Origin of the sequence: Trichodesmium erythraeum IMS101 (assembly GCF_000014265.1) — a bacterium.
Classification (GTDB): Bacteria; Cyanobacteriota; Cyanobacteriia; order Cyanobacteriales; family Microcoleaceae; genus Trichodesmium; species Trichodesmium erythraeum.
This window is the reverse complement of sequence record NC_008312.1, coordinates 3899293-3915412: the sequence shown is the minus strand read 5'-3', so window position 1 is coordinate 3915412 and position 16120 is coordinate 3899293. Positions and strand designations below refer to the sequence as shown.

The window sequence follows — 16120 nt, the reverse complement described above, 5'->3', positions numbered from 1 at the left end:
GTCTTGGGAAGTCCATACTAATAAATAAAATGCCCCCACTATTCCTTATAAAGATTAATGGTGGCATTAGTTATGATTTTTATGTCATTCCATGTCCATCTCTTTTGTATCTAATTGGACTTGGAGTTGTACCACGATGACGAGATAGTCTGTGTCTGTTGTCATATAGGCGACTACTTGATATAGTCCTTCGGTTGTATACTCCCTCTTCTCGATGACTTGGATACTCAGAAGAATAAGACTGTTGTATCTCTGACTGGTCTTCGTATATTTCCAAATGTACAGATTGACCTGCTGCTTGAGCTACTGCTGCTAATACAGTACGAATTGCTTGGATATTACGTCCTCCACGACCATATACTCGCCCTTTTTCCGGTTCATCAAAAGCCAGACGAATCCATGCTTTTGCTTGCCGGGGGTTCACTTCACAGTCCACTCGTAAAGACTCTGGTGACTCTAGAAATGGCTCAATTAAAGATCTGACTATTTCAGCATAATCAGGATTCACTGATTGGCGGTTGTTCCTCAGACTCCCTAATTGTTGCTGTTGCAGTTGACTCACTGTCACTGACTTCGTTGCTTTCAGTATTGGCAGTTGCTTGGATCGGTTCAGCATTGGTAATGGCTTCGGTCGATTCTGCATGGGAAACTGATACGTTTGCTTGGGTGTTAACTCCGGTTCTGGATAATTCAAGGACATTAGCTTTTTTCAATATGTCACGCACTGTATCTGTTGGCTGGGCACCTTGTTCAAGGCGTCTTGTAATTCCTGGCACATCTAATCTTGTTTCATCTGTTCTAGGATTATAAAAGCCGAGTTCTTCTAATGGACGGCCATCACGACGAGAATCGCTGTTCATTGCTACTATCCGGTAGCTACTTTCCCGTTTTTTTCCATATCGCTTTAATCGCAGTTTGATCATTTCGAGTAATTGTACTCCTGTTTAGAATTATAAGCTATTATCTCATGGTAACCTAGATAGCGTTTTGATTTTTTTACTAACTGCTTTATAAAACTGATATAAAACCTCACATTTAGTGATATTTTAATGTTTACTTCCTGCTTCCCTTGGTCACTGTCGGCAGCACGACCTCCACAGGCATCAACGATGAAGCTAACCGCATCTGTTACTATCTCATACTTACATATCATACAAAGTCTATAGACAAACCTATTTAGTAATCAAAGATTCTCATACTTAATGACATACTTAAAAATCCCCAGTAACTCCACCTATTTTTTTTAAGACCTCACTAGACTGGATAGAGCTTAGATAAAATGCTTCTTGAACATCTACCATAAGAAATTTTGAAAAAAGCATGTATGTTTTAAGCATATCTGGGTGATACTTCAGCTTTTGTTTTTGCTCCTCTTTTAAAGCTGCCCAAAGCCTTTTTTCTTTTTCTGCTTCTTTTTCTTTTTACCGCTACCCGTACTTTGCTGGTTACGCCAACCAGGAGGTGCTTTACCTCCTAGCATACCAGGCATTCCCATACCAGGCATTCCAGGCATCCCCATCCCTGATAGATCGCCTTGGCCCATTTTCTGCATCAGCGATCGCATTCTTTGGAAGTCACTCACTAGTTTACTCACATCTTTCTCAGCATAACCTGAACCACCAGCAATGCGTCGTCGTCGGGAAGGAGATTTCGCTAAAAGTTCGGGATTTTGGCGCTCTTGGCGCGTCATAGAATTAATCATAGACTCACAACGTTTTAGCTGAGTTTCTCCCTGCTGCAACTTATCATCACTTATTTTATTCATTCCTGGAATTAATTTCATAATTCCTCCCAAGGAACCCATATTCTTCATCAGTCGCGTTTGCTTGAGGAAGTCAGTAAAGTCAAACTTAGCTGAGAGGATTTTTTCCTGCATTTTTTCTGCATCAGCTATGTCAAACTCTTCCTGAGCCTTTTCTACCAGGGTAAGTACATCTCCCATTCCCAAAATCCTAGAAGCCATCCTTTCTGGGTAGAAAGGTTGTAGGGCTTCTACTTTTTCTCCCACCCCTATAAATTTTATCGGTTGACCAGAAATTCTACGGACTGATAAAGCTGCCCCTCCTCTTGTATCTCCGTCCATTTTAGTTAGGATCGCCCCTGTTATCCCAATTTGATCATTGAAGGTACGGGTCAATGTTGCAGCCTCTTGACCTGTCATTGCATCTACTACTAGCAAGGTTTCTTGAGGCTTAACTGCTGCTTTAATTCTAGCAAGTTCTGCCATCATATCTTGGTCTATCTGTAGCCGACCTGCTGTATCTATAATTACTATATCTATACCATCTGCCTTGGCCTTTTCCAACCCTTTCTGAGCAATTTCTACAGGGTCTATATCTGTACCTAATTCAAATACGGGTACATCTATCTGTTTTCCTAAGGTAACTAACTGGTCAATAGCAGCCGGTCTATAGACATCAGTAGCTACCAGTAAAGCACTCCGGTTCTCTTTCCTTAAATGTAAGGCTAACTTAGCTGAGGCTGTGGTTTTTCCTGTTCCCTGTAAACCTGCCATCAGGACAATAGTTGGCGGTTGGTCGGCTTTCGCTAGGGGAGCATTACTTTCTCCCATTATCTGCGCTAGTTCATCATGGACGATTTTTATGAACTGTTGGTCTGGTCTTACTCCTGTTAATACATCTGCTCCTTTTGCCTTACTGCTGACTTCCGCTATAAAGCCTTTCACAACTTGTAAGTTGACGTCTGCCTCTAACAGGGCTCGACGTACTTCTCCCAGGGCTTGTTGGATATTAGAATCTGTTATTTTGTCTTGACCCCTTAGTTTTTTCCAGGCCACTTCTAAGCGGTCAGCAAGAGCTTCAAACATAGAGCAATTTCAGCTAGCTAGTAGTAAATCTTTATTATATATCATTGGGAAAACTTTTTCTATGTTTTTTTCATATTATTTTTATTGTTTATCTTTGCATTTGACAATTACCTAGTTTTTTCTCTGGGTTAACTACCTTTGATTTTTTGTGTATTCTTGGTCTCAAACTTTAACAATATTTGTTTTTATTCATTTCTCTCTCTTGTTTCCCCATAGTTAATATCTATCTGTGAACTTACATTTTTACATCTTCAATTTTGAGCCTTAAGTTTACAGTTGAAATTTTGAGCGGATATATATAGACTCTAGGTCAAGGCATACAACAATAAATTTCACTACTTTTACTATATTAGTATCAACTTTAACACAATCAAAACAATTTTTCAACTTAAGTCTGCCATTTATCATGAATTAATATTAGCCCCGAGTTCAAGGCACTACCTGGGAAGGATATCAATATTATTTATTGCCTAGTTTCAAATATTGGCCTATATACAATGAATAACTATCCGTCAGGTGCTGTGAACAAAAATCATTTCTAATCTTTAAAAATCCCCATACTGCCTAGGATGACCAATAATATCCACAAGTAATGTTGAAATACTCAGGGGCAAACAAACCGTACCGTTTGACTAGGATACTTGGACAATTTTCCTGAGCTCAGGTGACGATATTTTAATAGGATTCGTTTTGTGTATTCAAAAAAAACAACAAAAAGGCCACCCGATGGGCAAGAATATGAATCTCTTAGCTTAATTCCACGTTTCTACTTAATTTCTTCAGTAATTCTTATCCCCAAATATTTTATACATACAGATAATAAGAACTGCTATAAGTAAAGGGCAACATAAATTAAACACATTGATTAGCTTAAATCCAATCCTTGCGTAAATATCGCCCTTGGCAAATAATTTTGTGTCAGTACTTATCAGTAGGTACCCACAGAAATTGCTTAACTATATTAGATTTTGTAAAGTTAACTCTCAACTTCTCTAGACAGTAGATTTGATAGAAAATTTACATTTTTTTACAAGCGGGAAACACGCCTATCTACTTACTAAGGGCAGAATATACAGCAGACTCTGGACTAACATCCTACAACTGGCAGGATAAATATTTTTTGCTTTTGCGTGTCCTACTCGTCATATTCCTTAATACCTAACCCCTAAAACTATCAATATATGTATCTCATAACGAGCAGAAATCACTGTATAAACACATTAATACAAATCAAAAAAGTGTTACCAGAATACAGGTGATTGAAATATTTTATATGAAATTTCCTTTTGAATAAACATAAAATATAAATATTAATAAATAGTATTTAAATAACTAACGGCCATGAAAAACAGTATAACTATTTTACCAAATATTAATTCAATTGTTATGATTTATATACTCTAATTCACTTGTAATATTTTATCATAATTTAATTGATTTTCATACTAATTTACTCTTCAATTGCTAGTCTCAATTTTTTTTATCATAAAAATGTTTTTTTTGACAACAGATATTTTTGACTGTAGATTAATCTATTACAAGTAATAATAGTCAACCTAAAAATATACTATATCTCACTACTAATGAAACTAGAAGAACATCAATTTATTCGCTATTTTGGGAAAGATAAAGTTGCCAAAATTTCCCAATTTGCTATTATTAAAAAATTTAGTCCCCAGGATATTCTTGTTGACCAAGGCAATAATTCAGATGCCTTATTCTTAATTCTCGAAGGTGAAGCTCTAGTCAGTAAAAAAAGTGAGGAATGTGATAATTATATTATAATTACATCAATTAAATCAAATGATTTTTTTGGCGAATTGGGAATTATAGATAGACAGCCAAGGAGTTGTAGGGTAGTTGCACTTAGGGAAACAACTGTAGCTCAAATTTACTATGACCATATAATCGATATATTAGCTGAAACACAAGGGGATGTTGTTTTAAAGATATTAAGTATTTTATCTCAAAGGCTGCGCAGCATAACAACGGAATATGTCAACCAATTAGCTTATAAAGAAAAAATGACTTTAATTGGAGAGATGGTCAACACTATTATTCATGATTTTAGAAGCCCTTTTACTGGCATTCAACTATCAAGTTCCATGTTAAAAGAACTCCATCCAGATCAAGAAAGTCAAGAGTGGTGCGATTTAATTTCTATGCAAGTTCAGAGGATGTTAAATATGGCAGAAGAAGTGCTTGCTTTTTCTCAGGGAAATACAAAACTATACTCTCGGCAAGTTGACATAGCCAAGCTATTACAAAACTTTCAAAAATTAAACCAGGTTTATATTGATTCGACTTTTGTAGAGTTAATAGTTTCTTTTGAAGAGAGTTTGATCATAAATGCTGATGAAAACAAAATTAACCGTGCCCTACAAAATTTATTAGCTAATGCTGTAGAAGCTGTAAATAAAGATAAAGGCCAGATAGAAATTAAAGCTAAAAGAAAAGAGCCATGGGTTGAAATTACATTCTCGGATAATGGATCTGGTATTCCTGAGGAAATTAAGAATAGTTTATTTAAACCTTTTGTAAGTTATGGAAAACAGGGTGGTATAGGATTAGGAACTGCTATTGTGAAAACAATTGTTGATGCCCACGGGGGAGAGATTTGTTTTGAATCAATTATAGGCAAAGGTACAACTTTTTACCTTCGTTTTCCTGTAGCTAAAATAGATTAAATTATAAAAAAAGAAACATTAATATTTATTGCTAAATTTCGATTGAGAATAAAGTGACTGACAATTTTAACGATAATTTTACACCTCCATCTGCTGATATTAAAACGAGTGCTACAAGCACAGAAAATGACTTATCTATAGCAACTTTAAGAAAACAAGTAATTCCAAAAGTTTGTTCTTATTTGCGACCAGGACAACAACAAATGGCCAACTGGCAAGGGGGACCTTTGGCAGTATCGGCAGTTCCTGGATCCGGAAAATCCTATGGTATGGCAATAGCAGCAGCTTTAACGATCGCCCGTTATCAATTACATAGCCACCATCAATTAATTATTGTTACTTTTACCCGTTCGGCAGCTACTAATATTAAAGCTCAAATTAACAAACAATGTTTAGAGGAATTATCTTTACCTAAAGGCAGTTTTGAAAGTAGTTTTATTGTTCATACTTTGCACGGTTTAGCTTTAAGTATTGCCGTAGGTCATCCTGAATTATCTGAGTTAGATTTAGAAAATTATAATTTAATTATGCCTACTCCTAGCAATAAAATAACTCGTGCTTGTGTAGAAAATTGGATAGCCAATAATCCGAAACATTATCAACTTTTAATTAAAGGAATTAAATTTGATGGAGAAGAAACGGAATGTTTAAGAAGGCAGTCAGTTTTACGTACTGAAGTTTTACCTCAATTAGCTTGGAAAGCAATTCAACAGGCTAAAAGTTCTGGTCTTAAACCTGAAGATTTATGGCAACTACAAAGCCAAAAGAATGATAATTATCAAGTTTTGACTATTGCTGCTAGTTTATATCAAACATATCAGAAAATATTAAAGGAACATCAATTAATTGACTACGATGAAATGATTTTAGCAGCTTTACGAGTATTGCAAAATGAAAGTGCTAGAAAAATGTGGCAAAATAGAGTATTTGCCGTGTTTGAAGATGAAGCTCAAGATTCTACACCTTTGCAAACAAAATTATTAGAAATACTCGCTACATCTAGTGAATATAATGATAGTAACTTAAATTGTAATTTAATTTCCCAATATCAAAGATTATCAAAATTAAGTCATCTAAATCTGATGCGTGTGGGAGATCCAAACCAAGCAATTAATTCGACATTTACCCCAGCAGATCCAATATACTTTCGGCGATTTTGTGAAGACTGTGAACAGTTAAAAAAAATGGCAGTTATGGAACAAGCAGGCCGCAGTTGTAAAATTATTATAGATGCAGCTAATTTTGTTTTGAAATGGGTAAATAATTTAAAATTAGCAGGAAATGAAAAACCATTTCGAGACCAAAATATTCAGCCTGTAGAAGAGAAAGAATCAGGAAATAATAATAATAATAACCCTCCAGCTATTGGTGGTGGTTTAGAAATACATGAACCTGATAATATTTATCAAACACTTGAGTTGATGGGTAAACGTATAATTAGTTTGTTTAAAGAAAATCCTCAAGGTAAATTTGCTGTATTAGTACGGGAAAATAAACAAGGCAAATTTATCGCAGATACTTTTAGTAATCCTGGAAAATATGGAGTAGATATTGATTTAGGAAAATATGGTATTAAAATACATGATGTTTCTCAAGGGGCACGTCCCTCTCAAATTCCGGAAGAAATATTAGCATTAATACAATTTATTCACCGCCCCCATTCTCCAGATTATTTAAAGTCGGCTTTGAAAGTTTTGGGCAATCATAAGTTAATTCCTCAGCAAGATTATAATTCTTTTGCCTCTCAATTAGAAAAATTTCTTTATCCAGGTCCTCTCGACCCATATCAATCAGAAAAAGTACGTGAATGTCGTAATTTTTGTCGTAGTTTACTCAGAGCAAAATCTGAATTGCCTTTATATAATTTAATTTCTTTTCTAGCCTTAGTATTAAACTATGAACAGTCAGATTTGGCAACTGCAGATAAGTTAGCAGAAAGAGTTGCTAAACAAACTGCTGGTAATAGTTCGATGAATGCTATTTTAGAAGTGTTAAATGAAATTGTAAGTTCTGAGAGATTTGAATCTGTAGAAGTTGGGGAAAATGCAGATAAATATTATACTCGTTCTGAACAAATTACTATTATTACTATGCACAAAGCTAAGGGTTTAGATTGGGATTTTGTATTTTTACCTTTTTTGCATGAAAATATAATTCCTGGTAATTTACGAGTATTGCCTCAGGCTAAATTTTTGGGAGATTTTGACTTAACTGAAGTGGCAAGGGCACAAATTCGCGCAAGCTTGCAACAGGAAAATTTTCCAGATATTTCTAAAGCTTGGGAACAAGCAGGATATTTGAAAATGGCTGAGGAATTTCGGTTATTATATGTGGCAATGACTAGAGCAAAACAGCTGTTGTGGATGTCTGCTGCCAAACAAGCACCTTTTACCTGGAACAAACCAGAAAATTTACAACAACAAAAACCTTGTTCAGTTTTACCTAACTTAAAGGCTGAGTTTCCAGATAGTGTTAGGTAATAGTTAAACATTCGCCAGGTAAGTTACCTTACCCGGCTCGTCTTCAAAACCGGACGTGAGACTTTCACCTCATCCGGCTCCTCTCTTAGACGTCCTTTTTCATAGGTACATCCCTGTTTTAGAATTAACATATCATTCACCCATAGGTATTCATCAGGTAAGTCCTGTAACTTAGGTCTTGTGTATGTTTTATTATCTAAAGCAGTTTTAGTATCATGGCAATGTCGGTGTAACAGTTGCTTGTTTTTAATTGAGTTATCACCGTCTTCAGATCTTGGTTTTATATGGTCAACTTCCATGAGGTCGTTTGATCTGAAGGTTAACCCACAAAATGCGCATTTATTCTTTTGCCGTTTTAACAGCGTTGTAACTTCTTTCCTAACACCTGGGTGTTTACCGATTCTACTGCTCCAATAAGTCCAATCGCCGTCTAATGGGGATTTATTACCTTTTACCTTGATGTGTCTTTCTATGGCAACATCTGAGTGTTGGTTAAGTATATATTCGCCGTCGTTAAGTAACCAGTTTCTGGTGACTTTGTAGCGAGGAAAATACTTATTTTTAACCCATTTGGCTGACTTGTTTGGATGCCGTCTACTTGCCCATTGACCTAGTCTTTTCCATAGGAGGCAATCTAATTTACTATATACCTCTTTACTGACTACGGTGGAAAAGTAATTGGCCCATCCTCTGATTACCGGATTAAGTTTAGCTATTAAAACTTTTGTAGGAGCGGTTTTGTATATGTCACATATATACGCCAGCTTCCGGTAATGAGTTTTTATACTCTTAGAGGACGGCTTAATCAGTGTTTTGAACCCTTTTTTGGTTGTCTTAACCTTATATTGCCTAACATTAAATCCTAAAAAGTCAAATCCAGGTTTATTCCCTTCATATTCCTCTAAGGTGTGGGCAATTTTGGTCTTTTCTGGTTTTAGTTCTAATCCTACCTGGTTTAACCATTCCTGTATTACGGTTTTTGCTTGTAACAGTACTTTGATGTCTTTGTGTAAGATTACAAAGTCATCAGCATATCGTATTATGGATAATCCTCTTTTATTATCGCGTTTTGTCCCTGGGAGGGTTTCAGCGTAATCTTCTAGGCATTTTTCTTTCCCCGTGTAGGGCGATGTTTGCTAGCAAAGGTGATATTACCCCTCCCTGTGGTGTACCTTCCACAGTGTTTGAGAATTGTTTATTGTCGAATACTCCAGACTTTAACCATTGTTTGATTAATCGTCTGTATGGAGATTTTCCAATTTTTCCCATCAGTACATCATGGTTAATTCGGTCAAAACATTTGGATATGTCAGCATCTAAAACATATTTTGTTTTTTGGTTAATGCTGACATAGATTGCTGCAATAGCATCATGTGTTGACCTCCGGAAAATACCATAACTATTAGGCTCAAAAAGTGCCTCCCATTCTGGTTCCATGCCTAACTTTACCAGTGCTTGAAGTGCTCTATCGTACATAGTGGGTATGCCTAATGGGCGTTTTTCTTCTCTACCTGGTTTTGGTATCCAGACTCTACGGGTTGGGCTTGCTTTAAGATGTCGTGACCTTAACATTTCTACCAAGTTAAATCTCTGCATTGGGGGAAGGCTTTTTATGCCATCTATACCAGCAGTTTTCTTTCCCTGGTTGTCCTGAGTCACACGCCTAACAGCTAGCAACAAGGCATAGTAACTTTTGGTCAGAAGTTTTTGGTATTTATGCATTTTGCGGATTTCGCCACGGCTGGATGCTCTGTAAATTAACTTTTGCAACTTAAATACATACTTTTCTACCTTCTTCCAGTTAATGTCTTTCCATTTGAGATTGGGATTGACACTACATAGGTCTGGTATATCGTTTGTATCCCATACTACGCTTAAAAATGGTTTAGGATTTTCTAAATTTCTTTTTAGGGTTTTAGCTTTGTTCATAGCTAGTCATTACTTTACATTACGTCTAACAGTGAGTACGTCTGCATTAATATGCTTCTTACTCAATCCTATTCTCCTTAAGACCTACAACTTTTGTGTAGATTGACCTTGAATGGCTTCCTAAGCTTTCGACCTATTTACTTAGGTGTCTTAAAGAGGTTTCCTCGTTCCCTTATCCCTTTATTGCGATTGATTTAGTGGGGTAAATTCTCCCGGAGGGTTTGACATGGTTGTTGACATAAACAACGAAATATCTATGCCCATTAACCCTCTGACTTTCGTCCTACATCCCTTAGCTACCTTTGGAATGGTTGTTTGTCACGAGAGTTTGATTACCTTCCTGTTCGTCCACTTGTCAACCTTTGCTCGCGGTATCGTCCTTTGGTAACTAGTATTTTCCCGCTTTTAAACCAGCTTCAGGGATTGATGTTCAGTCGCTACCCTGTGGTCTACGCTGTCAACCTAACAACAAGGTGGATGGAATTTCACCATCAAGGTAATAAGAGTTATTCCAAATCGGGGTATCCCATGTATTGATTTAAAACGGCCATTTATATCCTAATTAAAGGCTTAGTGGCCAACGAGTCGCACTTCAATCTCAAAAGTCTTGCTGTATTTTCTTGAGAGCAGGTAGGGCATTCTACAAAAAGTTCTTAGATATGGTTGGTTTGACTAATGGAATTAGTAACGGTTGCTTTTGACAAACGAATCTTTAAAAAGATTACTCTTGTTTACCGGACTGAAGCCTTGAGGAGGGTCTTGCATTATTTTTGAGAATTAGTATAATTCTCAGCTTAATAAACATTTACTACAAAACCGAAAATAAAAATTTTGATTATATATAATTTAAATTATTTTAAAAAAAGTTAATTTTCCTTGCTTTTGAGGGTAAACATCAAAACTTACCTCATCTTATTTATTTCAGAAAAAATAGTCGATTCTTTGAATCATATATATAAAAAGAATAGCTTTAACGAAATGCTAAATAATATTAAAATCAATCGTATTTACTATGCACAGTAGTATAATCAACTATAAGGGTTAATGAGTTATATTGCACTAAAAAGAAAAACTATCTCCCCAAAATTAGGTTGACAAAACAGATATAATATGCAAAGATTATATAAAATATAAGAAATGAAGGGGATATACAAATTATTAATTTATATTAACTCTTTTAACTTGTTGAAATTAATTTTTTTTTCCGGATTAATTAGGTAATAACAGGTAGAAGTACCTATAAATTAACTTAAGCCTTTATAAATATATCTAAGTATGAATTAATTAATATCAAAAAAGGTCTATTGATTGTCCCTAAAAGTAATATCATCAAAAAAAGTTATCTCCAAACCGACCCATAATTTTTAGAGTGATTTGAATCACATTAAAATCTTATAAGGGGTAACCTACTCTATAGGAAAAATAGAATATTATTAAGAAAAGGTAAGGGAAGTCGAAGAAAAGGATAACTTCTGTATCAATGAAAAGAATTAACTCTAATTGGTTTTTGAAAGATTATGTATAGTCCTCTAATTAAAAAAGTTATAGCAAAAGCTTGTAATGTTAGTATTAATGAATGTGTAGAAGTTCAGAGATTAAAATTAGAAGTTCAAAGATTAACTCAGGAAAATCAAGAACTAACAGTGAAAGCACAAGAGTATCAACAAGAAAATCAAGAACTACAAAAAAAACTCACCCAACTAAGGATGCAGTTAGCAAATCTTTCAGATTACTCTTCTAGTCTAACTTCTCCTGTACCTAACAACCTAACATCTCTAAATCAATCATCAAGCACTGTTGTTTTAGTTAATTCTCCCAACCAACAATTAGAAGCAGATCAAGGTAAACCTGTAGAATTACTAAATCAATTACCTAATGGTACGTGGCATATTAAAGTCAAATCAGGAGTTAAAGTTATTGTTAAACCAGAAGCTCTCAAAGTTTTAGCATAGTATTTCTTAGTTTCGATTAATTAATCTGATTATTTGTAAATTCAGTTAGTATAGGTCGCCATAAACAATTAAATTTCTCAGGACTTACACACCTAAACAAAAAAAAGGTTGATCGTCCTGATTATTATTATTAAAATCACGAAATTTTGTTGATAAATCAGATCTCTATCTAAATCCTATTTATTAATTTATAATTTATTTGTGATTATCTGAGATATTCGCTACAAAAAATACAGTGGTGTTTTAAGGAACTCAGAACTCATAACTCAGAAGGCACCAAGTTATTTTAATGGTAACTTTAAAGAACCCTCCAAAATCAAAAAGCCTTATTATTGCCGCTGTTGCGCGACCCTATCCTAAATTGCTCAATTAAAACTAGGTAAATAAAAAATGCTCGACTAAAATTAAGTCGAACATTTCTCGTTCTGAACTTAGTTTATTTACTCCAAACAACTTCAACTAGTTCTTTGACGGCAAAGAAAAATCTAGTTGACTGGCTACTGAATTAGCTTCAACAGTCTTGACTAAAGCTGAATTTAACATAGGAGTTTTAGCAATAGAACTATTAGCTAAAGTAAATAAAGGGTTAGATAAAATTCCAGCTAAAGATGTTGCTAGAACTGACAAAATTAATCCTACTTGTAAAGGACGCATACCAGGGAGTTTCCAGCTAATGGGAGGATAATTTTTAATTACATCAGACATTTCTTGTGGTTCTTTTACTACCATCATTTTAACCACACGAATGTAATAGTAAATAGAAGCCACACTGGTAATTAATCCTAATAAAACTAACCAATATAATCCAGCTTGCCAGCCTGCCCAAAACAGATAAATTTTACCAAAGAAACCTGCAAGTGGTGGTATACCACCTAAAGACAACAAACAAAGACTTAATCCTAATGTTAACAGTGGGTCTTTTTGGTATAGACCTGCATATTCACTAATTTGGTCTGTACCTGTACGTAGAGAAAATAAAATCACACAGGTAAAACCACCCAAGTTCATAAATAAATAAACCAGCAGATAAAATATCATGCTAGCGTAACCTGCTTCCGTATTGGCCAAAAGACCGATCATCACAAAACCAGCTTGTCCAATAGATGAGTAAGCAAGTAGACGTTTCATGCTGGTTTGGGCAAGAGCAACTACATTACCTAATACCATACTTAGAATAGCTAGGGCAGTAAATACAAAATGCCATTGTTCTGAAACTAATGGGAAAGCTGTTACTAAAAGACGAATGGCTAGGGCAAAACCTGCTGCTTTAGAACCCACTGAAAGAAAGGCCACAACTGGAGTAGGAGAACCTTCGTAAACATCTGGAGTCCATTGATGAAAAGGAACAGCAGAAATTTTGAAAGAAATACCTGCAATAGCAAATACTAAGGCAATGACGAGGGCTAGTGAAATATTAGCACTACCAGCATTTGCCATACTAGAAGCGATCGCTGTTAACCTGGTTTCTCCACCGGATAAACCATAAAGCAGGGAAATGCCATAAAGAAAAATTGCGGAGCTAGCGGCTCCTATGAGTAAATATTTTAATGCTGCTTCATTAGAACGAGGATCACGTTTTGTATAACCGGTTAATAAATAAGAGGAGATACTTAGAGTTTCTAGAGAAATGAAAATCATTACCAACTCATCTGCTCCAGATAGGAACATTGCTCCCAAGGTAGCGGTTAGCAGAATACAGATAAATTCTCCTAGTGGAGTTCCAGTTTGTTCTATGTATGCTACTGACATTAATATAGTAGTAATCGCTGATATAGCAATAATGCCTCTAAATGCTATACTCAGGGCATCGGCATTAAAGGCTCCTAAAAAACCTATGGTATTGCTACTATCCCATTGAGTATATAAGGCTACAATTGCTCCTAAGAGACCAACAATGGCGGCATAAGGAGTCCATTTAGTAGAACTACGCCCCAGTATTAGGTCTCCGACGAGAACTACCAGCAGGGTGATCACGACTATTCCTTCTGGGAGAATGGTGCGGGCATTAAGTTGAGCTGCAATGGTAGATAAATCTATCATGTTAAATAATTTGAAATTTTTTGTGTAATTAAGAATTTTGGATGATTCATAATCCTTTACAGTAGAGGATTTTACCCTGGATCTAGATATTTTTTGGTTTTTTATTAGCTAATTATCATTAATCATTCCCTGGCCAATTTTATTTTCTGGAGAAAAGCTATTGAATTTAGTGTGGAGTTTCTCAGAATTTTTCGTAGGCTGGAAAATAATATAGGAATATCTATTTTTCAAACTGGGTAGACAAACCCAGAAACCAGGTTTTTTTGTAGATGTCTATGGTTAAAAACAAGAATTTATCCACTAGGTAGGCTCGCACCGGGGTTTGTTCTATATGTCTTTACCACTCTATGAAGCTGATATAAAACTTCATAAGTTTAAACATTTCAATTTTTACTTTGTGCTCCTACGGTCACTGTGGGGAGCAAAACCTCTACAGACTCAGGAATTTTTCAAGTTTTAACTTGCATATCAGATGCGATCTATATTTCATGTTTATCACATTTATCATTGGTTAAAAGAATTCATGCCATATCCATTACACGACTAAAAAATGGAAAAAATCTGTCTAATTTATTACTTTGAACAAGTAGGGCAGCCATAACCCTTTAGAGTATTGTATTGGACAAATGATACCAAATCCGGTTATAAATGTATTGCATTTTTCCAGTTTCTCTCTTTACCTTCAGCATAAATGACTTACCTTTACAGTAAAGGCAATTCCGAAAAATTGTGTTTAAAGCCTTTCCTACTCCTCAGACGACTTTTTAACTGTTTTTTTTACATTGTGTTATTCATGCATTAATTAATTAATTAATCAATTAATTAGTTGTGGGGGGCAGTGACCAGACAAAACATAGACCCGGAGGACTCAGCGCTCTCTTTGTGCACTGTGTGTGAAGCCTCAACCAAAGTCGGTACTTCGTATCGGTAGAGTTCCTGCTGTCCCTAACAGAACAGCAGGGGAGGATGTCAATAGTTTTCTTAAAAAAAGAAGTAATTTTCCTAATTTTTAGAGGTCAATTATTTATTTAACGTCGCTTCAATATACCACTATTGACGAGAATAAAAATAGTAGTTCTAACTGGGGAGGCAGTTTTTCCTTGTTAAACAAGTCAGGAATGAGAATTAAATAAAATTCTGAATTTTTGTGAAAGAACTCATATCTAATGAAGTTTGGGGAATTTAATTTTTGTAAATAATAAAATTCTCATTCCTTACTAACTTTTTTGAACTTTTTTCCTTTCAAAGTTAACTAATTATATATTGGCAACTTGGAAAAGGTTTGCCAATAATTTTTAAACTTCGGTTGTTCTTCCTAGAGTTGATATGATTTTCTAGAGTCTGGCTCAATATTTTTTGTTAAGAAATTGTCCTAACTATTGGTTTTCCATTGTCAATTTCTCCTACTAAAATTACATCTGCAACCCCTACAAATAAGCCATTTTCCAAAACTCCAGGAATATTATTTAAACTTTTTTCTAGCTCCCCAGGGTTATCAATGGAATCAAACTTGACATCAATAACCAAATTACCTTGATCTGTGACTATAGGTCCGGCCTTTTTCACTCCCATCCGTACTTCTGGTTGACCACCCAATTTTTCGATCGCCCGAATTACAGGATTCATTGCCATGGGTATAACTTCTACGGGCAATAAAAAAGTAGAACCCAATTTATCTACTAGTTTAGAACTATCTACTACGACAACAAACTTTTCTGCTAAACAGTCTACAATTTTCTCACGAGTATGAGCGGCTCCACCACCTTTAATCAGATTTTTTTGTGGGTCAACTTCATCTGCCCCATCAATGGCAATATCCATATAATCAACTTCATCAAGGGTTGTTAATGGTACACCATACTTTTTAGCTAATACGGTTGACTGGAAGGAGGTAGGGATACCTTTGATATCTTTGAGTTCACCTCTTTGGAGGAGTTCTCCTAAAAATTGAATCATGTAGGCAGTAGTTGAACCTGTGCCTAAACCTACTATCATACCAGATTTTACTTCCTCAGCAGCAGCTTTGCCGACTTGCTGTTTCATTAACGTGGTCGGGTCTTGTTCTGTTACCATAACTTTAATACTCCAGATCGAATTATCAGCACTACCTAATTTATCTAAGCTATTTTGCAGGTTAAAGTTAAGTATGCTTTTGGTCTATTACTATAAATATCATGATAATTGAATGGCTACAATTCAAAATTG

Annotated in this window: 8 protein-coding genes and 2 pseudogenes; 3 read left to right on the top strand and 7 right to left on the bottom strand. The window is 35.3% G+C overall.

What is annotated here, in order from left to right; all coding sequences use genetic code 11:
- Nucleotides 1–79: 79 nt before the first annotated feature.
- From TERY_RS30630 to ffh, 4 genes and pseudogenes are all read right to left on the bottom strand, one after another.
- Entirely contained in the window at nt 80–568 is a 489-nt protein-coding gene (locus TERY_RS30630) for a KH domain-containing protein (protein WP_370495345.1), read from the bottom strand.
- Between the two features lie 85 nt (nt 569–653).
- Nucleotides 654–923, bottom strand: a pseudogene (gene rpsP, locus TERY_RS36880) (30S ribosomal protein S16); the annotation flags it as partial.
- Nucleotides 920–1153: a hypothetical protein gene (locus tag TERY_RS12120; protein WP_044136762.1), complete on the bottom strand. Its 234-nt coding sequence runs from the start codon at nt 1151–1153 to the stop codon at nt 920–922. The pseudogene rpsP and the gene TERY_RS12120, both read right to left, overlap by 4 nt.
- Nucleotides 1154–1375: 222 nt before the next feature.
- Entirely contained in the window at nt 1376–2827 is a 1452-nt protein-coding gene (gene ffh / locus TERY_RS12115; protein WP_011612100.1) for a signal recognition particle protein, read from the bottom strand.
- A gap of 1583 nt (nt 2828–4410) precedes the next feature.
- Between ffh and TERY_RS12110 the strand changes: the two genes are divergently transcribed.
- Together TERY_RS12110 and TERY_RS12105 are read left to right on the top strand one after the other, a co-directional pair.
- Nucleotides 4411–5514 carry an ATP-binding protein gene (locus TERY_RS12110; RefSeq protein ID WP_011612099.1) on the top strand — a complete coding sequence of 368 codons (1104 nt, stop codon included), beginning with the start codon at nt 4411–4413 and terminating at the stop codon, nt 5512–5514.
- 53 nt (nt 5515–5567) lie between these two features.
- Nucleotides 5568–7994, top strand: coding sequence for a UvrD-helicase domain-containing protein (locus TERY_RS12105; RefSeq protein WP_011612098.1), 2427 nt, complete (start codon nt 5568–5570; stop codon nt 7992–7994).
- Nucleotides 7995–8017: 23 nt separating this feature from the next.
- Here the strand turns inward: TERY_RS12105 and ltrA are convergent.
- Nucleotides 8018–9923 (bottom strand): annotated as a pseudogene (gene ltrA, locus TERY_RS32955) (group II intron reverse transcriptase/maturase).
- Nucleotides 9924–11440: 1517 nt separating this feature from the next.
- Between ltrA and TERY_RS12090 the strand changes: the two are divergent.
- On the top strand, nt 11441–11875 hold the full coding sequence (locus tag TERY_RS12090; RefSeq protein ID WP_011612097.1) for a hypothetical protein: 435 nt from the start codon (nt 11441–11443) through the stop codon (nt 11873–11875).
- A 459-nt stretch (nt 11876–12334) separates the two neighbouring features.
- Here TERY_RS12090 and TERY_RS12085 read toward each other — a convergent pair whose 3' ends face one another.
- Nucleotides 12335–13912 (bottom strand): NAD(P)H-quinone oxidoreductase subunit N, encoded by a 1578-nt coding sequence (locus tag TERY_RS12085; protein ID WP_044137466.1) that lies wholly within the window; start codon nt 13910–13912, stop codon nt 12335–12337.
- Nucleotides 13913–15274: 1362 nt separating this feature from the next.
- Entirely contained in the window at nt 15275–15988 is a 714-nt protein-coding gene (rpiA, locus tag TERY_RS12080) for a ribose-5-phosphate isomerase RpiA (protein WP_011612095.1), read from the bottom strand.
- Between the last annotated feature and the right edge of the window lie 132 nt (nt 15989–16120).